The sequence below is a fragment of the Streptomyces sp. NPDC026659 genome (assembly GCF_040638245.1).
Classification (GTDB): Bacteria; Actinomycetota; Actinomycetes; order Streptomycetales; family Streptomycetaceae; genus Streptomyces.
In genome coordinates, this window is record NZ_JBEZXY010000008.1 from 148062 (window position 1) to 169827 (window position 21766).

At 70.8% G+C, this 21766-nt stretch carries 19 protein-coding genes and 1 pseudogene; 12 read left to right on the forward strand and 8 right to left on the reverse strand.

The features are described 5' to 3' along the window. Nucleotides 1-47 precede the first annotated feature (47 nt). Nucleotides 48-638, reverse strand: coding sequence for an MSMEG_1061 family FMN-dependent PPOX-type flavoprotein (locus tag AB0E91_RS21215; RefSeq protein WP_361784579.1), 591 nt, complete (start codon nucleotides 636-638; stop codon nucleotides 48-50). A 142-nt stretch (nucleotides 639-780) separates the two neighbouring features. On the opposite strand from AB0E91_RS21215, the gene AB0E91_RS21220 reads away from it, so the two are divergent. After that, nucleotides 781-1887: a winged helix DNA-binding domain-containing protein gene (locus AB0E91_RS21220; RefSeq protein ID WP_361783952.1), complete on the forward strand. Its 1107-nt coding sequence runs from the start codon at nucleotides 781-783 to the stop codon at nucleotides 1885-1887. Between the two features lie 163 nt (nucleotides 1888-2050). Then, a complete protein-coding gene (locus AB0E91_RS21225; RefSeq protein ID WP_361783955.1) occupies nucleotides 2051-2776 on the forward strand; it encodes a dienelactone hydrolase family protein in 726 nt (241 codons plus the stop codon). Between the two features lie 140 nt (nucleotides 2777-2916). On the opposite strand, the gene AB0E91_RS21230 is transcribed toward AB0E91_RS21225, so the two are convergent. Continuing rightward, nucleotides 2917-3705: an SAM-dependent methyltransferase gene (locus tag AB0E91_RS21230; protein ID WP_361783958.1), complete on the reverse strand. Its 789-nt coding sequence runs from the start codon at nucleotides 3703-3705 to the stop codon at nucleotides 2917-2919. Nucleotides 3706-4400: 695 nt separating this feature from the next. On the opposite strand from AB0E91_RS21230, the gene AB0E91_RS21235 reads away from it, so the two are divergent. The 3 genes from AB0E91_RS21235 to AB0E91_RS21245 all read left to right on the forward strand — a co-directional run bounded on the left by AB0E91_RS21235 (nucleotide 4401) and on the right by AB0E91_RS21245 (nucleotide 9265). Further along, nucleotides 4401-6602 carry a transglycosylase domain-containing protein gene (locus tag AB0E91_RS21235; protein ID WP_361784582.1) on the forward strand — a complete coding sequence of 734 codons (2202 nt, stop codon included), beginning with the start codon at nucleotides 4401-4403 and terminating at the stop codon, nucleotides 6600-6602. Between the two features lie 73 nt (nucleotides 6603-6675). Further along, nucleotides 6676-7944: a hypothetical protein gene (locus AB0E91_RS21240; protein WP_361783961.1), complete on the forward strand. Its 1269-nt coding sequence runs from the start codon at nucleotides 6676-6678 to the stop codon at nucleotides 7942-7944. Between the two features lie 196 nt (nucleotides 7945-8140). Next, nucleotides 8141-9265 (forward strand): amidase domain-containing protein, encoded by a 1125-nt coding sequence (locus tag AB0E91_RS21245; protein ID WP_361784585.1) that lies wholly within the window; start codon nucleotides 8141-8143, stop codon nucleotides 9263-9265. Nucleotides 9266-9386: 121 nt separating this feature from the next. Here AB0E91_RS21245 and AB0E91_RS21250 read toward each other — a convergent pair whose 3' ends face one another. Both AB0E91_RS21250 and AB0E91_RS21255 read right to left on the reverse strand, forming a co-directional pair. Then, complete coding sequence (locus tag AB0E91_RS21250) at nucleotides 9387-10148, reverse strand: IclR family transcriptional regulator (protein WP_361783964.1); 762 nt, start codon at nucleotides 10146-10148, stop codon at nucleotides 9387-9389. 129 nt (nucleotides 10149-10277) lie between these two features. Further along, the gene (locus AB0E91_RS21255) at nucleotides 10278-11603 is read right to left on the reverse strand and encodes an MFS transporter (RefSeq protein ID WP_361783967.1); all 1326 of its coding nucleotides are present in this window, start codon (nucleotides 11601-11603) and stop codon (nucleotides 10278-10280) included. A gap of 74 nt (nucleotides 11604-11677) precedes the next feature. On the opposite strand from AB0E91_RS21255, the gene AB0E91_RS21260 reads away from it, so the two are divergent. The 4 genes from AB0E91_RS21260 to AB0E91_RS21275 all read left to right on the forward strand — a co-directional run bounded on the left by AB0E91_RS21260 (nucleotide 11678) and on the right by AB0E91_RS21275 (nucleotide 16194). Then, the gene (locus tag AB0E91_RS21260) at nucleotides 11678-12628 is read left to right on the forward strand and encodes a 2-hydroxyacid dehydrogenase (RefSeq protein WP_361783970.1); all 951 of its coding nucleotides are present in this window, start codon (nucleotides 11678-11680) and stop codon (nucleotides 12626-12628) included. Nucleotides 12629-12982: 354 nt separating this feature from the next. Then, nucleotides 12983-13483: an SRPBCC family protein gene (locus AB0E91_RS21265; RefSeq protein WP_361783973.1), complete on the forward strand. Its 501-nt coding sequence runs from the start codon at nucleotides 12983-12985 to the stop codon at nucleotides 13481-13483. Then, complete coding sequence (locus AB0E91_RS21270) at nucleotides 13476-15083, forward strand: NAD(P)/FAD-dependent oxidoreductase (RefSeq protein WP_361783976.1); 1608 nt, start codon at nucleotides 13476-13478, stop codon at nucleotides 15081-15083. The genes AB0E91_RS21265 and AB0E91_RS21270 overlap by 8 nt, the downstream gene beginning before the upstream one ends. A 130-nt stretch (nucleotides 15084-15213) precedes the next feature. Then, entirely contained in the window at nucleotides 15214-16194 is a 981-nt protein-coding gene (locus AB0E91_RS21275; protein ID WP_361783979.1) for a Dyp-type peroxidase, read from the forward strand. Here AB0E91_RS21275 and AB0E91_RS21280 read toward each other — a convergent pair. Continuing rightward, complete coding sequence (locus AB0E91_RS21280) at nucleotides 16175-17098, reverse strand: EamA family transporter (protein ID WP_361783982.1); 924 nt, start codon at nucleotides 17096-17098, stop codon at nucleotides 16175-16177. The two genes, AB0E91_RS21275 and AB0E91_RS21280, sit on opposite strands and share 20 nt — an antisense overlap. A gap of 54 nt (nucleotides 17099-17152) precedes the next feature. Here AB0E91_RS21280 and AB0E91_RS21285 point away from each other — a divergent pair, with 54 nt between their 5' ends. Next, nucleotides 17153-17665: a MarR family transcriptional regulator gene (locus tag AB0E91_RS21285; protein WP_361784588.1), complete on the forward strand. Its 513-nt coding sequence runs from the start codon at nucleotides 17153-17155 to the stop codon at nucleotides 17663-17665. Nucleotides 17666-17667: 2 nt separating this feature from the next. Here the strand turns inward: AB0E91_RS21285 and AB0E91_RS21290 are convergent, their stop codons facing one another. The 3 genes from AB0E91_RS21290 to AB0E91_RS21300 form a co-directional block, all read right to left on the reverse strand. Continuing rightward, nucleotides 17668-18312: a hypothetical protein gene (locus AB0E91_RS21290; RefSeq protein ID WP_361783985.1), complete on the reverse strand. Its 645-nt coding sequence runs from the start codon at nucleotides 18310-18312 to the stop codon at nucleotides 17668-17670. 615 nt (nucleotides 18313-18927) lie between these two features. Then, nucleotides 18928-19143 (reverse strand): hypothetical protein, encoded by a 216-nt coding sequence (locus AB0E91_RS21295; protein ID WP_361783988.1) that lies wholly within the window; start codon nucleotides 19141-19143, stop codon nucleotides 18928-18930. Nucleotides 19144-19697: 554 nt separating this feature from the next. After that, complete coding sequence (locus AB0E91_RS21300) at nucleotides 19698-20381, reverse strand: biliverdin-producing heme oxygenase (protein WP_361783991.1); 684 nt, start codon at nucleotides 20379-20381, stop codon at nucleotides 19698-19700. Nucleotides 20382-20639: 258 nt separating this feature from the next. On the opposite strand from AB0E91_RS21300, the gene AB0E91_RS21305 reads away from it, so the two are divergent. After that, nucleotides 20640-21332: a DUF2470 domain-containing protein gene (locus AB0E91_RS21305; protein ID WP_361783994.1), complete on the forward strand. Its 693-nt coding sequence runs from the start codon at nucleotides 20640-20642 to the stop codon at nucleotides 21330-21332. Nucleotides 21333-21486: 154 nt separating this feature from the next. After that, nucleotides 21487-21766: pseudogene (locus AB0E91_RS21310) on the forward strand (hypothetical protein); the annotation flags it as partial.

The following is a 21766-nucleotide window of genomic DNA, read 5'->3' on the forward strand; positions in this document are numbered from 1 at the left end:
CACGGCTCTCCCGGCGCCGGTTCGGGGGCGGCGCCGGGCCGGCGGCCTCAACGCGCGGGCCAGGTGTCCGGGTTCCACAGGCCCGAACGGCGCAGCGACTGCGGGCAGTGCAGATAGATCTCGTCGATGTCGAGGACGAGTGCGAGCAGCGGCCGTCTTCCGTCGCGGGTCATCGCGTCGAAGAACGGCGCGTCGGTCAGGATGCGGGCGCGACCGTTGACGCGGAGCACGTCCGTGCCGCCGGGGACGAGGTAGAGCAGTCCGGCGTGCGGGTTCTCCAGGATGTTGTGGAAGCTGTCGGCCCGGCGGTTGCCGAGCCGGTCGGGGAGGGCGAGGGTCGAGGGCCCGAGGACGTGGGTGAAACCGGGTCCGTCCCCTCGCGGCGAGACGTCGCAGTTGCCCCGGCTGTCGGAGGTGGAGAGCAGACAGAAGGGTGAGCGGGCGAGGATGTCCCGGTCCTGGTCGTCGAGTTGACCGTGCACCTTGTCGATGACGAGCGGCATCGGTTCCCCGAGCAGGGTCCGCAGTTCGTCTTTGGAGCGCAGCTCCACGTATCCGTCGGTGTCGGCGGGGTGGGGCGCGGTCGTGTCGACGGTCTGGGACAAGCGGACTCCCGGAATTGGCGCTGTGAGCTGGATGTTATCCGACATTAGGTTTGGCTTACCTAAGTTGAAACCGACCGGAGATGACGCGTGAGGGCCGGTGGGGTGACGCGGCCCGTGATGGGATGGCCGCGGAGACCGTTCCACCGTGGCGCACGGAAGGAAGCGGGGCAAGGCGATGAGCGGCAGGACCCTGAGCGTCCGGGATCTCAACCGGGCGACTCTGCAACGCCAGTTGCTGCTGCGCCGGGACGAGCGGTCCGTGTCCGATGCGCTCGGCCGGCTGGTGGCACTCCAGGCACAGGTGCCCAACGCCCCCTACGTCGGCCTGTGGTCGCGCCTCGACGGATTCGGCAAGGCGGATCTCACCGGGCCGATGCAACGGGGCGAGGTGGTGCGGGCCACCATGCTCCGGGCCACGCTCCAGGTGGTGACGGCCGAGGACTGTCTACGGCTGCGCACCTCGCTGCGCCCCGCCCTCACCAAGGCGATGCGCGGCTTCATGGGCAAGCGGGCGGAGGGACTGGATTTCGGTGAACTGGCCCGTGAAGCACGCGAGTTGCTGGGGCAGCGCCCGTATGCGCTCGGCGAGCTGGGCGAGGTCCTGCTGAAGTCGTACCCCAACCGCGACGCCCCCGCGCTCTCCTACATCGCGCTGCGCTGCGCACTGCCGGTGGTGCAGCGGCCGCCCAGCGGTTCCTGGGGCTCGGGGTCGAGCGCCACCTATGTGACGGCGGACTCGTGGCTGGGCGCTCCCTGCCACGACGCGGAGGAACCGGAGGAGTTGGTGCGCCGCCATCTCGCGGCGTTCGGTCCGGCCACGGCCAAGGACGTCCAGGTCTGGTCCGGACTCACGGGCATGACGGCGGTCCTGAAGCGGCTGCGCGGCGAACTGACGGTGCTGCGGGACGAGAACGGCACGGAGTTGTTCGACCTGCCGGACACCTCCGTCCCCGACGGGGACACCCTGGCCCCGGTGCGGCTGCTCCCCGAGTACGACAACCTGCTGCTCTCCCACCACGACCGCACCCGCGTGATCCCCGACGCCTACCGCCCCCGCGTCTTCCGCCCCGGCGGCCGCGTCCTGCCGACGGTCCTGCTCGACGGCTTCGTGGCCGGAGTATGGAAAACGGAACGGCACCGCTCCACGACCCGCCTCACCGTGACCCTGTTCACCGACGCACCCGAGCGGAACAAGGAGGCGGTGGCCGAGGAGGCCGCGCTTCTACTGGAGTTCATCACCGGCGAGCCGGGCCATCCGGTGGAGCTGCGGACCGAGAGGTGAGCACCAACTCCGCGCACGCGTCCAGTGATTCGCTCGCGCTGGAGTTCGCGCTGGAGTTCGCCGGCCGACGGCGACGGTCCGGGGATGCAGTCGGGACAGACCGCTGTCTGCCATCGGTGAACACCACCCCGAGCGGGCGCAACGGTCATTACCGTCCCGTCGTATGACGACGGTCACCACCCGTACGGTCGCATACCCGGCCGACAACCTGACGATGATCGGGCACCTCGCGCTCCCGGCCGGTGCCGAGCGTCGGCCCGCGGTCCTCATCGGGCCCGAGGGGACGGGGCTCAGCGATGTCGAGCGCCGACGGGCCGAGGCTCTGGCCGAGCTGGGGTACGTGGCGCTCACCTTCGACCTCCACGGCGGACGCTATCTGGAAGACCCGCAGGAAATGCTGGCCCGTTGCATGCCGCTGCTCGCCGATCCCGACCGCATGCGAGGCATCGGTCACGCCGCGCTCGACGTGCTGCGTGCCGAACCACGGGCCGACCCCGACCGGACCGCCGCCATCGGCTACGGCACCGGGGGCGCGGTCGCACTCGAACTCGGTCGCGATGGCGTCGACCTGCGCGCCATCGCGACAGTCAACGGGCTGATCACGGGCCGGCCGGGCGAGGCGGCACGCATCCGCTGCCCGGTCTGGGCCGGGGTGGGCTCGGAAGACCCGATCATGCCACCCGCACAACGGGAGGCATTCACCGCGGAGATGCAGGCAGCGGGCGTCGACTGGCGCCTCGTGGTCTACGGAGGCGCCCTCCACGCCTTCCACCACCCACCGGTCGACCACGCCGCGCCTCCCGGCGTCGGCCACCACCCACGGCACGCACAGCGAGCCTGGCGCGACATCGTCGCCCTGCTCACCGAGTGCCTGCCCGTCACGGATTGATCCGATCAGGTTCACGCGGCTGCGCGCCAGGTCCTCCACCGACACGAGCGGACCGTAACCAGCCCCGGCACCCGCCCGGCGATCTTTCCGCGAACCCCAGCGGAGCCCCCGACCGGTGCGTTAGCCGACCATGATCGATGTCACGGAACCCGCGCCACCCCCACATAGATCCCGCTCCCCTCCTCCCCGGGAGCCGCCGCGCCCCGGTGCCACTCCGGCGCCGTCACCAACCCCGGTTCCACCAGTTCCAGGCCGTCGAAGAAGCGCAGGACCTCGGCGCGGGTGCGGAAGGCGAGCCGGATGCCGCCCCTGGCGTACTCGTCCGTCACCTGGGCGGAGAGTTCCGGGTAGATGTCGGAGGAGGCGTGGGAGAGGACGAGGTGGCTGCCGGAGGGGAGGGTGGCGACGAGGTTCCGCACCAGGTCGTAGGGCTTCTGGTCGTCGCCGAGGAAGTGCAGCAGCGCTATCAGGGACAGGGCGACCGGGCGGTCGAAGTCGAGCGTGCGCCGGGCGCGTTCGATGATCGCGTCGGAGTCGCGGACATCGGCCTGGACATAGTCGGTGGCGCCCTCGGGGCGGCCGGTGAGCAGCGCCTCGGCGTGCCGGAGGACGAGGGGGTCGTTGTCGGTGTAGACGATCCGGGCGCCCGGGAGGACCCGCTGCGCGATCTGGTGGAGGTTCGGCTCGGTCGGGATGCCGCTGCCGATGTCCAGGAACTGGTCGACGCCCTGCCCGGCGAGCCAGGCGACCGCGCGGTGCATGAACTCGCGGTTCTGCCGGGCCCCGTCCCGGGCCTGAGGCGGCAGCGTCTTTCCGACGGCTTCGTCCACCGGGAAGTTGTCCTTGCCACCCAGCAGCCAGTCGTACACGCGCGCCGGATGGGCCACGCCGGTGTCGATCTGCCGGGGGTCGGGGGTGCCGGTCGTCATGGCGGACTCCGTCGCGCGAAATTGGCCGGATGAATGCTGCCGGTCACCGAGTGTCGCACACCATCGGACAAGCTCTGTACGGAAGTTGAGCACATCCGGCGCGGTGCGGCGATCTTCCCGGAGCGGCCGCGGGCACCGTCTTCCAGTGCCGTCGCGCAGCCGCCGCACAAAAGCCGGGTGCGGGTCGTTCACCCCTCACGCAATCACCGGACATGCTCACGCCAATTACATCCCGACCGTTTCGATCACATACCTGGCACCGTTCGACGCGTAACAGACCCTGACCCCCAGAGCTCGAAAGTATGAGCTGATAATTTGTGAAGCTCGCGAGCAGATGTAGGACCAGGGGGAAAGAAAAAGGCCACCGGTGCCGTCGTTACGGTCACCCGTGTCCGCCCAGTGCGTCTGCCCACGCGAGCACCACCGAGCGGGGAGGAGACTCTGTCGTGACCGAGGCAGGGCAGGGGGCGGACGCCAGGGACGGCGGCCGGAGCGGCCACGGACGGCGTGTGACGCCGAAGCGGTCGTGGGGACGCAAGGGGCGGGACGCTGACCACGCCGCCCCGGCGGACCAGGACGACACGCGGGTGTCCGGCGACGCCTCGGACGGTACGGGCGCGGACGGTACGGGCGCGGACGGGACCGCCCAGCAGGAAACGGCCACGGGCGCCCCCGGCTTCGAGCCCGAGGCCACCATGCAGCTCCGGGTCGCCGAGATCCGCCCGGACGAGACCATGCAGCTCAAGATCGTCTCGCCGCCGTCCGACGAAACGATGCAGCTCGCCCTCCCCACCGCCCCGAAGAGCCCACGGACCGGGGCCACGAAACCCGGCAGGCGCGCCGAGAAGCCGACCGGCCGCCTGGCCGTCGTGACGACCCCGGTGCTTGCCGCCCTCGCGCCCGCCGGACGCGCCCTGGCCCCCGTCGGCCGCGCCCTCGCTCCCTATGCCGAGAAGGCCGCACCGTACGCCCGCCGTCTGCGGCCCGTCTACCCGCGCCCCGGCCGCGACGACTGGCGGCGCTGGATACCCTCCTGGCGCCAGTGGCTCGCCGCCTTCCTCGGCACCGTCGGCCTGACCGGCCTCTTCCTCACCGTGGCCTACGCGACCACCGACGTCCCGACCAACCTCAACTCGTACGCCACCCAGCAGGACAACGTCTACTTCTGGTCCGACGGCACCCCGATGGCCCGTACCGGCTGGGTGCGCCGGCAGGCGATGCCGCTGAAGGACATCCCCGAGGGCGTGCGCTGGGCCGTCCTCGCGGCGGAGAACGAGAGCTTCTACACCGACCCCGGAATCTCGGTCAAGGGCATCAGCCGGGCCGTGTGGCGCACGGTCGGCGAGGGCGACACCGAGGGCGGCTCGACGATCACGCAGCAGTATGTGAAGAACGTCTACCTCACCCAGAACCAGACGGTCAGCCGCAAGATCACCGAAGCCATGATCGCCCTCAAGCTCGACAACCGGATGAGCAAGGACAAGATCCTCGAGGGCTACCTCAACACCAGCTGGTTCGGGCGCGGTACCTACGGCATCCAGCGCGCCTCCCAGGCGTACTACGGCAAGGACGTCAGCAAGCTCAACCCGAGCGAGGCCGCGATGCTCGCCTCGCTGCTCAAGGGCGCGGGCCTGTACGACCCCACACTGAGCAAGGCCAACCACCGCCGGGCCGTCGAGCGCTGGACCTGGATCCTCGACCGCATGGTCAAGATCGGCAAGCTCACCCCCGCCGAGCGCGCCAAGTACACCAAGTTCCCCGAGCCGCTGAAGAGCGCGCAGGTCTTCGACACCGGCAAGCAGAGCGACTATCTGGTGGAGCTGGCCTCGCAGTACGCGAGGAAGTCCGCCCACATCTCGGACCGGCAGTTCGACCTGGGCGGCTACCAGATCTACACCACCTTCGACCGCGAGCGGGAGAGCAAGCTGACGGACGCCGTCACCAAGGCCCGCCAGGAAGCGGCGAAGAAGGACCCGAAGGGCGCCAAGTCCGCCCACTACGGGGCGGCTTCGGTGGCCACCGACGGCCGGATCGTCGCCGTCTACGGCGGCCCCGACCACCGCGAGCAGGGCTACAACGAGTCCAACGCGACGACGGTGCCCGCCGGTTCGGCCTTCACCCCGTTCGTCTACGCGGCGGGCCTGGAACACGGCGTGAGCAAGACCCGCGAGGGCACGCGCACCCCGGTCGGCCCGGACTCCGTCTACGACGGCAACGACGGTGTGCCCGTCACCACGCCCGAGGGGCCGTACTGGGACCGCAGCGGACGCAAGGTCGCCGCGCACAACGACGGCAACAAGTCCTACGGCCCGCTCACCCTGCGCCAGGCGCTGGCCAAGTCGGTGGACACCCCGTTCATGCAGCTCGGCATGGACACCGGTCTGAAGCAGGTGACCTCGACCGCCACGCGGTCCGGGCTGCTCGCCTCCAGCATCGGCCCGCAGGTGCCCGCGCTGTCGCTCGGCAACTCCACCCCCAGCGCCATCCGCATGGCCAGCGGCTACGCCACCTTCGCCGGGAGCGGCGTGCACACCGAGCCGTACTCGGTGCGCCGCATCACCCGCAACGGCGCCACGGTCACGCTGACCGTCCCCGACCGGCGCCGGGCGGTACGGCCGGAGGTGGCCGAGCAGGTCGACGAGGCGCTCGCCGACAACTTCCGTCTCTCGCACTCCACGGCGGCCGCCACCACCGCGGCGTCCGGCAAGGACGGCACCACCGACAAGGACACGGCCCGGTGGTACACGGGCAGCCTGAAGTCGGTGTCCACCGCCGTCGTCATCTACCGCATCGACCTGACCAAGAGCCTGGAACCGCTGCCGCTCGAGGGCGTGGCCGGCACCACGGCCGACAGCGTGCCGTTCGGCATCTGGTCGAGCGCCATGGGCATCGACTGACCCCCGAAGGCCGTCAACGGCCGCTCCCTCCGCCCGACTTGTCACCCGCACCCGCACCGGAGATTGAGTCCGTATGAAATCGAGCTCAGGCCGCCGCCGCAAGGAACGCACCACCCCGCAACGCGCTGTCGGGCCCGGCGCCATCGCCGTGGCCCTGCTGCTGGTGATCGGCTCCACGGTCGGCGGGTATCTGCTGCTGACCCAGGAGGACGGCACCGCCTCGGCCGTCTCCCCGGCCAAGCAGCCGAACACGGTCAAGGAGCCGGAGTGGGACGGGCGGACGAAGGTGCTGGGGGACGGCTCCACCTCCTACACCGGCCCGCAGAAGGGCACGTTGAAGCCGGTCCGGCTCAAGCCCGGTGAGAAGCCGCCCCAGTTCGTCGTCTTCTCCTGGGACGGCGCGCTGGAGGGCAGCGACCATCTCTTCTCGCACTACCGGGAGTTGGCCAAGGAGTACAACGCCCACATGACGTTCTTCCTCACCGGCATCTATCTGCTGCCGAAGACGAAGAAGGACCTCTACCACCCGCCGCAGCACAAGCCGGGCGACGCCGCCATCGACTACGCGACCGACGAGCACATACGCGAGACGCTGGAGCAGCTGCGCAAGACGTACGACGAGGGCAACGAGATCGGCACGCACTTCAACGGGCACTTCTGCGGTGAGAAGGGCGGCGGCGACTGGAGCGTCCAGGAGTGGCGCAGCGAGATCGACCAGTTCTACTCCTTCACGGAGAACTGGAAGACCAACACCGGCTACAAGGACATCCCGCCGCTGCCGTTCGACTTCAAGAAGGAGGTCACCGGCGGCCGGGCGCCCTGCCTGGAGGGCCAGGCGAACCTGCTGAAGGCCATCAAGCCGCTCGGCTGGCGCTACGACGCCAGCTCCGCCGGTGACTTCCAGATCTGGCCGACGAAGAAGAACGGCATCTGGGACTTCCCGCTCCAGATGCTGCCGTACGAGTCGGGCAAGTTCCAGGGCCTGTCGATGGACTTCAACTTCCTCTACAACCAGTCCAAGGGCGAGACCCACGGCGACCCGGCCCAGTATCCCAAGTGGGAGCAGCAGACGGTGGATTCGTACATGGCGGGCTTCAACCGCGTGTACTACGGCAGCCGTGCGCCGCTGTTCATCGGCAACCACTTCGAGGACTGGAACGGCGGCATCTACATGAAGTCGATCGACCAGGTCATCAAGAACGTGTGCAGCAAGAAGGGCGTCAAGTGCGTGTCCTTCAAGGAGCTGGCCGACTGGATGGACGTGCAGACGCCTCAGACGCTGGCGGGGCTGCGCAGCCTGGACCCGGCGCAGTCGCCGGACTGGGCCGCGGTCGTCAAGTGACGTTTGAAACCATCTGGTTCCACTTGTGCACACCTTCTTCACACCCGTCGCAGGCGGCATGCGAAGATGCGTTCGCCCGGTCTCTGTAACCGGAGTCCCGGTCTGTGTACCGGAGTAGAGGGGAACATCATTGAAGTCGAGAAAACTGAGCCGTAAGCGGAGCCGTGCCGCCATAGTGTCGGCCGCCGCTGCTTCGGTGGTCGCGGGCGTGGCGCTCGTGCCCAACTGGAGTGCGGGCGCGGCGGTCACCAACGACCCGACCGTCGACGCGGGGACCAAGGCAACCTTCCAGAAGCTGGCGGACGCGGTCTTCACCGACCGCACCCAGGCCCTGGTGGGCGGCGCCGCGCAGAGCGCGCCGCAGCAGAGCACGCACCGGTTCACCGGTGAGGTGCGTCTGTCGGGCACGCAGACGCGGCAGGAGAAGTCCGCGCTGTCCCAGCTGCGCGGCCGCAAGGACCGTCTGGCGAAGCTGGGCGAGCAGTACAGCGCGGGCAGCACGAGCGTGAAGCTCGACGCCACGCAGGTCAAGGGGCGTCGTGCCACGGTGGCCGTCACCGAGACGACCTCCCTGACCTACAAGAAGGTCCGGGCCAACCAGCCCAAGACCACGGGGTTCCAGGCCCACCACGAGCTGACGTTCCAGGCGGACGGCAACGGCGACTGGCAGCTGACCGGCGTCAAGGACACCGACGACGGTTACCTGGCGGTCAACCAGGTGGCCAAGCCGGAGGTCGCGAAGCCGGCCACCGCCACGACCGCCGCCGACGACGGCCCGCCGGACGCCCCGAAGTCGGCCACCACGCGGCCCGCGCCCGCGAACCCGAAGAACATGACGGCGTCGGGCTATGACTACAAGGCCATGGTCGCGTACGCCACGAAGTACTGGAACAACTACAACACCGAGTACCCCGACTTCAACGGGGCCGGGGCCGGCGGCGACTGCACCAACTTCGTCAGCCAGTCCCTGAAGGCGGGCGGCTGGAAGCACGTCCCGGGTTACACGAACGACTTCCACAAGTGGTTCGGTACCAAGGACATCCAGTCGGACTCCTTCGTCGGTGTGAACGAGTTCTCGTGGTTCGCCCTGTCGTCCAAGCGCGTCACCCCCCTGGCCAACGTGTTCCAGGCCGACCTCGGTGACGTCATCCAGATGGACTTCAACAAGGACGGGTCCAAGGACCACACCATGATCGTCACCAACCGGGACGCCCAGGGCGTGCCGTACGTGACGTACCACTCCACCAACACCTACAACAGGTCGGTGGCGTCCCTCGTCGCGTCGTACCCGACGGCGGCGTTCTACGCCTACCGCACCTGATCACCAGGTGTACCGGCCGGGAGCGGCGTCCTCGTGGGCGCCGGTCCCGGCCGTGACGGAGACCCCCGCCTCGTGCGGGGGTCTCCGTGCGTTCGGGGCCTTGCGATCAAAAGACGCGTGGTCAGGGGGTCATGCGGGCGGCGATGTCCTCGGCGCACTCCGTCAAAGCCGTGGCCTGCGCGCGGAGTTGGTCGGCCTCGGTGAGGATGACGGTGGCGGCGAGGGAGACGGCGAGCAGCGGGCCGCGCCGGGACGTGCCGGGCAGGGCGGCCGCCAGCGAGCGGACACCGATCTCGTTCTCCTCGTCCACCTCGGCCCAGCCGCGCTCGCGCACGCGGGCGAGTTCGGCACGCAGCAGCTCGGGGTCGGTCACCGTGCGCGGGGTGACGGCCGGGAGGGGGCCCTTGAGCAGCTCCTCCCTTTCCGCCTCGGGGAGTTGGGCGACCAGCGCCTTGCCGAGCGAGGTGGCGTGCCAGGGGTTGCGGGTGCCCTCGGCGCTGCGCAGCTGGAGGTGCTGGGTGCCCTGGACGGTGAGGACGAGGAGCACGTCGGCGCCGTCGAGGACTCCGGCGATGACGGGGAGTCCGGTGCGGGCGGCGAGGCGGCCCATGGGTCCGGCGGCGGCCGAGTAGCCGGCGGCCGAGCGCTGGAAGCCCCGGGAGAGTTCGAGGACACGGGAGCCGAGCGCGTAGCGGCGGGCGTCCTCGTCGTACGTGGCGAAGCGTTCCTCCACCAGTCGGCCGAGGATGCGGTGGGCGCTGCTGACGGGGAGCCGGGCGGCCCGGGCGGCGGCGCTCACACCGAGTCCCGCCGGGTGCTCGGCGAGCACGCTCAGCAGGCGCAGTCCCCGGCCCAGCATGTCGTCGCCGGATGGTGTGGTCACCGTGTGGTCCTCCGTGGTGGGGTGCCGCGAGCGGGCTGGGGTCTGTGGGGCGGTGCGGGGCGGTTCTCTGGTGCGGGGTGGTGCCGTGGGCGGCGGCCGGGGCGGGTGGCCCGGCCGCCGCTTGGATGATCACCGTACCGGGGCGGGCCGGGCGGCGGTCCTCGGCTCGGGGACGGTGAGGGTGAGTCCGGCGGCGAACAGGGCGCAGACCGCCATCAGGACGAAGGCGCCCGCGTCGCCGAGCGGGGTACCGCGCACCCAGCCGACCAGATAGGTCCCCGCGAAGGAGCCGAGCGCGCCGAAGGAGTTGACCAGGGCGACGGCGGCACCCGCGACCCCGGGCGGGGCGAGCGTGGAGACGAGGGCGAAGTAGGGGCCGTAGGGCGCGTAGAGGCACAGGCCCGCGACGACCAGCAGCGTGAGGGCCAGGGGGAAGTTGCCGCCCGCCGCGTAGGAGCCGAGCAGGGCGAGTCCGCCGCCCGCGAGCCAGGGCCAGACGGCGGCGCGGCGGCGGCCGCTGCGGTCGGAGAGCCGGGAGTTGAACAGCATCGCGGCGGCCGCGCAGGCGTAGGGGATGGCGGTGAGCAGTCCGGTGGCGCCGATGCCCTCGCCGGAGCCCTTCTTGATGATGGCGGGCAGCCAGAAGACGAAGCCGTACATGCCGAAGGACCAGAAGAAGTACTGGGCGGCCATGAGGAGGACGCGGGGCGAGCGCGCGACGCTCGTGTACTGCTCGCGCAGCGTCCCGGCGACGGGCTGGGCGGCGCCCCGCTGTTCGGCCAAGTCGGCTTCGAGGTGGCGGAGTTCGGCTTCGGGGAGCCGCGCCTGCTCGGGGCGGTCCTTGATGAGCCAGAGGCAGGCCACGCCCCACAGGATGGAGGGGACGCCCTCGGCGACGAACATCACCCGCCAGTCGGAGACCGACACCAGCCAGCCGGAGACGGCGGACAGCCACATCACCGTGACCGGATTGCCCAGGATGAGAACGGTGTTGGCGCGGCCGCGCTCGCCGCGCGTGAACCAGCGGCTGAGCAGCATCACCATCGACGGCAGCACCGCGCCCTCGACCACCCCTAGCGCGAAGCGCACCGCGATCAGTTGCGCCGGACTGCTCAACAGGCCCTGGACGACGGCGAGTACGCCCCAGGTCACGGTGGACCAGGCGACCAGCCGCCGGGCGCTGCGCTGCTCGGCGTAGATCGTGCCGGGTATCTGGAAGAAGAAGTAGCCGAGGAAGAAGGACGCGGCGATCAAGGAGTCGGTGCCGGCCGACAGATGCAGCTCGTCGGCCATGCCGCCCGCCGAGGCGATGGCGTAGTTGGACTTGTCGAGGTAGGCGAGCGAGTAGGTGACGAAGGCGACCGGCATCAGATACCGGGCCCGCGCCGAACGCCAGAACCCGGTGGGCGCCCCCTCGGGCACCGCGGTCTCGGTGGCAGGTGACGTCGCTGTCATTCCTGACCCCCTGTTTTCCGTGAGGTGGAAAGTGTTTCACTGGACGGGAAGAACCGTACGAGAAGGAGACCCCGTTGACCAGAGCTGTGCACGACTCCGCCACCGACGTGCTTCTCCCCTGGCCCGACCTGGACCGCGGCCACGGCGCCTGGCCCGAGGGCGTGCGCGTGCACGTCTGGGACGGAGTGACACCGGACAGCGAGCCGGACGCGGAGACGCTCGCCCGCGTCGGCCTGTGGGTCATGCCGTACGCCGTTCCCGACGCCGTACGGCTGCTGCCCAGGCTGACCGGTCTCCAGGCCGTGCAGTCGCTCAGCGCGGGCGTCGAGAAGCTGCTCCCGCTGCTTCCCCCCGATGTCGCGCTGTACAACGGGCGCGGGCTGCACGACGCCTCCACCGCCGAGCACGCCCTCGGCCTGATCCTCGCCGCGCAGCGCGACCTGCCGCAGTGGGTCGCCGACCAGGCGGCCGGACGCTGGGAGCCGCACTTCACCCGCTCGCTCGCGGACGCGCGGGTCACGATCGTCGGCTACGGCTCGATCGGCGCCGCCCTGGAGCAGCGGCTGCTGGCCTGCGAGGCACAGGTCACCCGGGTCGCGCGACGCCCCCGCCCGGAGCAGGACGTGCACCCGGTCTCCGAACTGCCCGAACTGCTCCGCACCACCGACATCGTCGTCCTCGTACTGCCCGAAACCCCGGAGACGGAGGGGCTGTTGGGGGCGAAGGAGCTGGCCGCGCTGCCCGACGGCGCGCTGGTCGTCAACGTCGGACGCGGCCGCACGCTCGACACCGAGGCCCTGCTCGCGGAGACCGCCGGGGGCAGGCTGCGCGCCGCCCTCGACGTGACCGACCCGGAGCCGCTGCCCTCCGGTCACCCGCTGCGCCACGCCCCGGGGGTGCTGATCACCCCGCATGTCGGCGGCGGTTCGGCCGCGTTCCGGCCGCGTGCCGAGCGGCTGATCGTGGAACAGGTGCGCCGCTTCGCCGAGGGCCTGCCGCTGCTCAACGCCTTCGCGCGCGACTGACGCGTTTCCTCGCGGCTGACGCCCGGCACGCCGTGGTCCGGCCCCGTACGGGCCACGGCGCGCGCGTTCCCGGAATGGACACGCGAGCGTGTGCGGGCGCCCGCCGGATGGAAGCCGTAGGGACGACGGATGCGGGCGCCGCGCGTACTGCCGACCGGACCGACGGCACGCGCGATCCCGTCGACGGGTGCGGCCCGCCCCCGCGGCTCCCGTCGAGGGCCGCGCCGGCCGTCGCGGTTCCGCGCCGCGCGGGGCCCTCGGCCGGCCGTACGGCCCCGGGCGACGGCGTGTGAGCCGTACCCACGGGGTTACCCGGGGACCGGGGAATGCAGCGCCGTCCGCGAGGAGAAGACCGTGGCGATCCGGTACCAGCTCATCGAACGCGCTCCGGCCGACGTGTGGAGCGTGCTGGCGAACCCCTATCGCTACGCGGACTGGGTCGTCGGCACCGCCGAGACCGCACCCCGCGAGGGCGACTGGCCCGAACTCGGCTCGTCCCTCTCCTACACGGTCCCGCTCGGTCCCAAGGTGGCCCGGAGCTACACCGTGGTCCGCCGCTACGACCCGCCGGAGCATCTGGAGCTGGAGGCGCGCAGCACGCTCGGCAGCGCGCGGATCGCCTTCGAGATCCGGCCCTGGGGCGAGAACACGCTCGTCGTCGTGGACGAGCATCCGCTGAGCGGGCTGGGCGACCGGCTGCACAACACCCTCCTCGACGCGGCGATCCAGCTGCGCCACCGGGGCATGCTCGCGCGGCTGGCCCGGGTGGTGGAGGAGACGCATCCGAGGAAGCGGCCCGGGGACTCCGCCCCGCCCACGCCGTCCTCGGCGACCGGGGAGGCCGGCCATGACTGACGCGGTGGTGATCGGGTCCGGACCCAACGGCCTGGTGGCAGCGAACATCCTCGCCGACCACGGCTGGAGCGTGACGGTGCTGGAGGCGGCGGACACGCCCGGCGGCGCGGTGCGCAGCGACCACGGGGTGCACCCCGACTTCGTCAACGACCTCTTCAGCTCCTTCTATCCCCTGGCCGCGGCCTCCCCGGTCATCCGGGACCTGCGCCTGGAGGAAGAGGGGCTGCGCTGGTCCCACGCGCCCGCGGTGCTGGCCCATCCGCTGCCCGACGGGCGCTGCGCGGTCCTGGAGCGCGACCGGGACGCCACCGCCGGCAACCTGGACAGCTTCGCCGACGGCGACGGCCGGTCCTGGCAGGAGCTGTGCGCGACCTGGGACCGGGCGGGCAAGGACCTGCTCGGCGCCCTCTTCGCGACCATGCCTCCGGTGAAGCCGCTGGTGGCGCTGGCCCTGCGGATGCGGGCCCACGGAACGCTCCGGCTCGCGCGGAACATGCTGCTGCCCGTGCGCCGCTTCGGCGAGGAGGAGTTCACCGGCGAGGCCGCGCGCCTGCTGGTCGCGGGCACCGCCCTGCACGCCGACCTCGGCCCGGAGTCTGCGGGCGGCGCGGGCTTCGGCTGGATCATGACCATGCTCGGTCAGACGTACGGCTTCCCGGTGCCGGTCGGCGGCGCGGGCGCCCTCACCCGCGCCCTGCGGAGCAGGCTGGAGCGCCGCGGCGGCACCGTCCGCTGCGGCACGCGGGTGACCCGGGTGGTCGTCGACGGCGGCCGGGCCCTCGGGGTGCGTACGGCCGACGGTGACGCGGTCCCGGCGCGCCGGGCCGTCCTCGCCGACGTGTCGGCCCCCGAGCTGTACGGCGCCCTGGTGGCGCCCGAGCATCTGCCGGAGCGGGTCCGCTCGGACATGGAGCGGTTCCAGTGGGACTTCGCCACCTTCAAGGTGGACTGGGCGCTGAACGGCCCGATCCCGTGGAGGGCCGAGGAGGCGGGCCGGGCGGGGACCGTCCACATCGCCGACAGCATGGACGAGCTGACCCGGTTCGCCGCACAGATCGCCATGCGGCTCGTCCCGGACCGGCCCTTCCTGCTCCTCGGCCAGATGACCACCGCCGACCCCACCCGCTCGCCCGCGGGCACCGAGTCCGCGTGGGCGTACACCCATCTGCCCCGGGACATCCGGGGCGACGCGGCGGAGGGCGGCCCGCTCAACGGGACCTGGGACGCCGCGGAGCGCGAGATCATGGCGGACCGGATCGAGCAGCGCCTCGAGGAGTACGCGCCGGGCTTCCGCGGCCGCATCGTGAACCGGCGCGTCCTGGCGCCGCCCACGCTCCAGGCGGCCGACGCCAACCTGAACGAGGGCGCGCTCAACGCGGGCACCACCAATCTGCACCAGCAGGCCGTCTTCCGTCCGATCCCGGGCACCGGCCGCCCCGAGACGCCGGTACGGGGCCTGTATCTGGCCTCGGCCTCCGCGCATCCCGGCGGCGGGGTGCACGGCGCGCCCGGCGCCAACGCGGCGCAGGCCGCCCTCGCCGCGCGCCGTCCCCTCGTGTGGACCGTGGCCGCCCTGCACCGCGCCGTCCAGGGCGGTTGACGGGCCGGGCGGTGGCGAAGCGTCGTCGCGTGGCCGATGCTGGTCTGGCCGGACCGCCCCGTCACGAACGGCGTCGGGGCGAACACGCACAGCACCGTGACCGACGCACGACGCTCACCGGGAGAGGCCCATGGACTCCGCCTCGCAGAACGCGCGATCCGCCGCCGCCAAGCACGCCCTCGACACCGAGCCGCAGTACATCGACGCACCGCTCACCGCGGCGGCCGCGTTCCTGGTCCTGACGATCAACTCCGGCGAGCAGGCGATGGCCAAGGCGCGCTCCGTGGTCGCGAGCACGGACGACCTCGTCAAGGACATCCGTATCCAGCAGGTCAATTCCGCGGTCTTCACCTGCAATGTCGGCATCTCCCACCACGCCTGGGAACCGCTGACCGGAAAACCGCTGCCGAAGGAACTCAAATCCTTCCAGGAGATCCGGGGAGCCCAGCACACCGCGGTCGCCACCGAAGGCGATCTCCTTTACCACATTCGCTGCGACTCGGTCGATCTGATCATCGAATTCGAGAAGATCCTCCTGGAGGCGTTCGGCGATTCGGTGATGGCCGTGGACGACGTCACGGGTTTCCGTTACTACAACGGGCGCGACCTTCTCGAATTCGTCGACGGCACGGCGAACCCCGACGGTCTGGACCTGCCGGAGGCCACCCTCGTCGGCGACGAGGACCCGTCGTACGCGGGCGGCAGTTACGTGGTCATCCAGAAGTATCTGCACAACCTGCCCGCCTGGCGGTCGCAGACCGCGGAGACCCAGGAAGCAGTCATCGGGCGCACCAAGTTCGACAACATCGAACTGCCGGACGCGACGGAGGGCCAGAAGTCGCACAAGACCCTGTGCACCATCCAGGACGCCGAGGGCGAACACGACATCCTGCGCGACAACATGCCCTTCGCCAATCCCGGCCGGGGCGAGTACGGCACGTATTTCATCGGCTATTCGCGACACCTGTGGGTCACCGAGAAAATGCTGGAGCGCATGTTCATCGGAGACCCGCCGCCGCTGCACGACCGCATTCTGGACTATTCGCGGGCCGTGACGGGCGTGACGTTCTTCGTCCCCGCCCGCAAATTCCTCAGCAATCTGGACGGCTGAGCCGCCGGGGGCGCCGGAGACGCCGCGCGGGGAGGCGGGATTTCGGCGCCCGGTCCGCCGCACGGGAGGGGCGGCCGAGCACGACTCCGGCCAGGACCAGCAGCAGCCCGCCCCACTGCCGTACGGTCAGCGCCTCGGCGGCGATCACCGTGCCAAGCAGCACACCCGCGACGGGATTGAGCAGGCCCACCAGACCGACGGTGCCCGCGGGCAGGTGCCGCAGTCCGGTGAACCAGGCGACGCAGGCCAGGGCGGTGGCGATCAGGGCGACATAGCCGAACGCGAGGACCGCCGAGGCCGAGAGCGCGGGCGGCGGTCCCTCCGCGACGACGGCGGCCGGGAGCAGCATCAGCCCTCCCGCGGTGAGTTGCCAGGCGGTCGAGGCGAGTACATCGACACCCGTACCCCACCGCTTGGCGAGGATGTAGCCGAGGGACGACACCAGCATGGCCGCGACGGAGGCACCGACTCCGGGCAGGCTGACGGCCTCGGCCCCGGTGAGCAGCAGAAGGCACACCCCGGCAAGTCCGGTCGCGGCTCCGGCGAGATGGGCGCCCCGGGGCCGCTCCCCCACCAGGAGCCAGGCGATCAGCATCATCGTCAGGGGCGACACCGCCATGACGGTCGAGGCCACGCTCGTCGGCAGGAGTTGAGCGGCGACGTAGACGAGCACGAAGAACACGCTCACGTTGAGCAGGCCGAGAACGGCCGACCGCCACCACCAGGCGCCGTGCGGCCGTTTCCGGCCGATCGCCAGCAGGACGAGACCGGCGGGCAGTGCCCGCAGCGCGGCCCCGTACAGCGGGCGGTCCGGCGGCAGGAACTCGTGCGTGACGAAGTAGTTGGTCCCCCACGCCACCGGCGCGACCGCTGTCAGCGCCACCCAGCGCCCATTGGCTTCCATGGAAGCCAATATAACTTCCTGGGAAGCTAAAGTGGAGGCATGGAGAACCGTGGCATGGAAAACCCCCACCCCGTGGACCGCGTGGCCCACATCCAGGAGGAGTGGCGTCGCGAGCGCCCCGACGTCGACGTCTCCCCGCAGGGCGTGATCGGCCGGCTGCACCGGCTGGCGGACCGTCTCACCGAGGAACTGTGCCTGGTGTACCGCCGATACGGCCTCGGCGAGGGCGAGTTCGACGTGCTGTGCGCGCTGCGCCGAGCCGGTGCGCCGTACGAGCGGGCGCCCGGCGAACTGGCCGCGCACACCATGGTCACCACGGGCGCGATGACGAAGCGCATCGACCGCCTGGAACGGGCCGGGCTCGTCACCCGGCGCCGCTCGGGCGACGACCAGCGCGGCCGGATCGTCGCCCTCACGAACGCCGGACGCGAGCTGATCGACGAGGCGTTCACCGACCACATGCGCAACGAGCGTCAATTGGTGGACCTGTTGAGCCCCGCCGAGGCCGATGCGCTCGAAACCCTGCTGGGGGCTTGGCTGGTGAGGCTGGACGATCCACGCGGCTGACCTCAGTCGGACGAGGCGTCCGGCGCAGGGTCCTGCGAGGCGTCCGGCGAAGCGTCCTGTCGTGCGGTGTCGAGCGTCTTGGCCACGGCCGCGGAGACGGCCTCCTCCACCTTCCGCTTGCGGCGCTTGCGCAGGAGCGCATATCCGCCCGCGAGGACGACGAGGGCGGCGAGCACGATGAGTTGACCCCACGGCCACGCCGACACGGACTCGCTCGCGGTCGCCGGGGCGACTCGTACGGGAGCACCCTCACCGTCGGACGCGACCGGCTCCAGGACCAGCCCCGCGTCCAGCCGAACGGCGGGCCAGACGCCCTTGACGGTGACGGCACGGGTCAGCGAGTCACCGGGCAGGATCTCCGGCAGGTCCCCGATGGGTGCGCTCTGCTTGATCATCCCGAACAGCCCCTGCGAAGTGACGAATTGACGAGCATTCAGCCGCACATTGCCGGTGTTGGTGACGGTGTAGGTGAGCCGCAGGCTGCCGCCGCCGAGCGGGTCGAGGGTGCCGTCGTAGTCGGCGTGCAGTCGGCTCACGGTGAGGGAGGGCTTGAGCGGCCCGGTGACCTGCAGATGGAGGCGCGCGCCGAGCCTGCGGTCGAGACGTACGGTCCCGTCCTCGGACTCGGTGATCAGCGAGGTCACCACACCGCCGGAGTGGTCGCCCGGGGTCGCGTCGGCGGGGGACCGCGAGGGTGAAGGGAACGGTCGCGGACTGCCGGCTCTTCAGGGTGATCGTGGTCGACTTCATGGTGATCCAGGAGCCGACGTCGCGGGGCCTCTTGTCACCGGCCAGCAGATCGAGGCCGCCGCTGGGGGTGGTGAACGCGTCGCTGGCGTAGACGCGGAGCCGGATCGCGCCGTCGCCGAGGTTCACCACGGAGAGGGCGTCGGTGACGCGGGAGCCGGGGGTGAGGGTGTAGACGAACCGGCTGCGCCCCTTGCCTACGCCGTTGTCCGCAGGCGCGGCTCCCCAGGAGACCTCTCCCTCACCCGAACTCCCTGGCACGGCACCGGCGTTCACCGCCGTGCACAACAGGGCCGCGAACACGGTCAGTACGGTCGCCACAGTCGCGAGGAGGCGGCGGATCGTGAGCGGTGTGGCGGGTCTTCGGTTCATGGTTCTCTCCGTCGTCGAACGGCCGGCCGCGCCGTGGGGGGAATGAGCCGGGACCGGCCGCTCGCGACGTTGTACCGACCCGGCACGGGCGTCACCTCTCAAGGCGGTTGCCCGTGCCGGGCGTTGTGCTGGTGCTACGGGTGTCAGCTGAGCGCGGTCAGCGTGAGGGTGGTGGTGTAGGTGCCGGACTCGGTGGTGGTGGGCAGCCGCAGGTCGAGCGCGGCACCGAGGGTCGCGGTGCCCTTGGCGTGCCCGGCGTCGGCGGAGCCGAGGACGGCGGACCCGGTCAGACCGGCACCGCTGTCGATGCCCGACGCCACGGCGGCACCGGCGTGCGCCCCGGCCCCGGCGGCGACCACCGAGGGGGCAGCCGAGGTACTTGCCGGACAGACCGCCGGTGAAGTCGCCGGTCTGTCCGGAGACGGACCAGGCGGGGGCTCCGGCGCGCGTGTCGGTCACCTTGACCGGCTTCAGGTCGCCGGTGGACTGAAGGTAGGCACCCTTGTTCACCGCGTCGGTCATGGTCGTTCATGTCCGCGCCGTAGCCGGAGGCGGTCGCCGTCAACGTCGCGGTGCCGTCGGCCTTCACCGTCAACGTCGGGTCGATGGCGGACCAGTACGTCAGACCGCCGTAGAACACGGAAGTGAACGACCCCTGCCAATGGATCGTCGCCGCACCGGCCGAACGGTCCACCGTCCCGGTCCCGTTGTGGAACACCACCCGGTTCCGGGTCAGCCAGGTCGTCGAACCGGCGGTCACCGCCTTGCCGTTGGTGTCCTGCACTTGGTCGCTCACGTGGGCTCCGACCACACGTCCGCGCTGTCCGGCTTCTCCACCGAGACGTCACCGTCGTGGGTCGCGTAAAAGCCGTCCGCCTGGGTCCACAGGCGGCTCGAGCCCTATCGGGCCCTGTCAGGCTCCGAGCGGGAACAGCGCGTCGAGGTCCGCGAACACGGCGCCGTTCAGGGCGAAGGCGTGACGGCACTCCTCCACCACGCGCTGCTTCTCCAGCTCGTCCACCGGCAGGGCGTCGAGCATCTCCCGGTACCGCCGCTTGAAGGCGGCCGGGTTGTCGATGCCCTCGAAGACGTAGAAACGCACGCCGTCGCCCTTGTGCGGCAGACCCCAGGTCCGCTCGGCGATGCTCCGGATGACCTGACCGCCCGACAGATCGCCGAGGTAGCGGGTGTAGTGGTGCGCCACATATCCGGCCGGCCACTCGGCGGCGACCTCCGCGACGCGCGCCGCGTACCGCTCGGTCGCGGGCAGCGGCGCGATCCGCTCACGCCAGCCCTCCCCCAGCAGATGCCGCAGATCGCGCTCGACCTCCGCGACCCGCATCAACTCGGGGCGCAGGAACGGCCCGGCGACCGGGTCCTCCCGCAGCGATTCGGCGGCGCTCTCCAAGGACCGGTACACGAAAAGCAGTTGCTCCGTGTAGCGGATGTAGGCGTCCACACCGAAACGGCCGCTGAGCAGGTTGTGCATGAACGGCGCGCTCTCGGCCTCGGTGTGCCGGTCCTGACTCGCCGCGCGAATGACCGTCGAGAAAAGGGGCGTTGACAACGATTCCTCCCAGGCAGGGCTCGCAGTCATGCTGCAACCGGGGTTCCCCTGAGTCAACAGCTTGCCGACATCTTGTCGGCATGAATTTTTAGGTTAGGTTCACCTAAGCTATCCGGCGTCCCGACCGCCTGGCGAGAGCCGCGACAGGTCGACTCCGACACCTGGCAACCGGGGCGACCGGGTGCGGCTGGATCAGCACCTTCGACAGCCGACCCCAGGGCACATGGAGCCTGCCACGGACGACGAACCGGAGTGGTAAGTTAGGTGAGGCTAACCTAAGGAGCGTTGATGGTTCTCGGTCCCACGAACGCGGAGCGGATCCGCTCGGTCCTGGCACGCGCCGACTCCCTGAGCCTCAGGACCGAGGCCGCCGGCTACGACCTGATCTCCATGCACACGGTGGACGACGTCGGCACACTGCGCCTGCGTGTCCCGACGACCGGCCCGCTCGCCGCCGAGGCCGTGTCCGCGCCGCGCGGTGTGCTGCCGTGCCGGCTGCACTTCACGGACATCGCCCCCACCCCGGTCCGCGACCGGGTACGGACCCGCGTCGCCCTCTCCGGACGCCTCACCCCGGCCGAGGTCCAGGCCGAGCCCGACATCCTGACCCTCCGCCTGGACCTGTCCCGCGCCGCCCTGCAGCGTGACGGCAGGTCCGCCCGGGTCGGCCTCCGCGAACTCGCCGCCGCCCGCCCCGACCCCCTGGCCACCGAGGAAGCCGCCCTCCTCACCCACCTCCACCGCGACCACGCCGACATGGTCGCCACCCTCAGCCACCTCGCCGACCCGCACTTCCACGACGCCCTTCTCCGTCTCCGCCCTCTCGCGCTCGACCGCCACGGCCTCGTTCTGCGCTTCGAGTACGCCCGGAGTCATCGGGACGTACGGCTGAGGTTCGCCTCCCCGGTCCGCGAGACGTCGGAGATCGGCGCACGCCTGGATCAGCTCCTTCGGCTCCGGGGACGCACGACCCAGCCGTAACCTCCCCCGCCCCTCATGTGGTTATCGTGTTACCGAGCCGAGCCAACGATCATGAGGGGTACGCGTGAGGGACCCAGGCCGGCTGCCGGTACCCCTGCACCAGGACCGGCAGCGCTGGAGCACGGTACGGGCCGAACGCAGCGTCCTCGGAGTCGTGCACAACATCACGTCCGCGACACGGCTACTGGACCTGCTGTCCGTCTTCGACGGGGACGAGCGGGTGCAGGTGCTCTTCACTCGGACGGGGTCGTCTGTTCTGGACGAGGGTACGGATGATTTTCTTACCGCGCGGGGGATGCTGCAGCTTCCCTGGCGGGAAGCGATATCCCAGCCTTTCGATCTGGCGGTCGCGACAAATCGGGGTGGAAATCTCCACGACATACCGTTTCCGCTCATTGGGGCACCGCACGGGGCGGGCTACAATAAAAAATTGA

Coding starts and splice junctions, on each gene's coding strand:
- AB0E91_RS21230 (WP_361783958.1), bottom strand. CDS start 3,705: ATGACGACCGGCACCCCCGACCCCCGGCAGATCGACACCGGCGTGGCC.
- AB0E91_RS21270 (WP_361783976.1), top strand. CDS start 13,476: ATGACTGACGCGGTGGTGATCGGGTCCGGACCCAACGGCCTGGTGGCA.
- AB0E91_RS21300 (WP_361783991.1), bottom strand. CDS start 20,381: ATGACTGCGAGCCCTGCCTGGGAGGAATCGTTGTCAACGCCCCTTTTC.
- AB0E91_RS21280 (WP_361783982.1), bottom strand. CDS start 17,098: ATGGAAGCCAATGGGCGCTGGGTGGCGCTGACAGCGGTCGCGCCGGTG.
- AB0E91_RS21235 (WP_361784582.1), top strand. CDS start 4,401: ATGCAGCTCCGGGTCGCCGAGATCCGCCCGGACGAGACCATGCAGCTC.
- AB0E91_RS21255 (WP_361783967.1), bottom strand. CDS start 11,603: ATGACAGCGACGTCACCTGCCACCGAGACCGCGGTGCCCGAGGGGGCG.
- AB0E91_RS21285 (WP_361784588.1), top strand. CDS start 17,153: ATGGAAAACCCCCACCCCGTGGACCGCGTGGCCCACATCCAGGAGGAG.
- AB0E91_RS21240 (WP_361783961.1), top strand. CDS start 6,676: ATGAAATCGAGCTCAGGCCGCCGCCGCAAGGAACGCACCACCCCGCAA.
- AB0E91_RS21225 (WP_361783955.1), top strand. CDS start 2,051: ATGACGACGGTCACCACCCGTACGGTCGCATACCCGGCCGACAACCTG.
- AB0E91_RS21305 (WP_361783994.1), top strand. CDS start 20,640: ATGGTTCTCGGTCCCACGAACGCGGAGCGGATCCGCTCGGTCCTGGCA.
- AB0E91_RS21220 (WP_361783952.1), top strand. CDS start 781: ATGAGCGGCAGGACCCTGAGCGTCCGGGATCTCAACCGGGCGACTCTG.
- AB0E91_RS21275 (WP_361783979.1), top strand. CDS start 15,214: ATGGACTCCGCCTCGCAGAACGCGCGATCCGCCGCCGCCAAGCACGCC.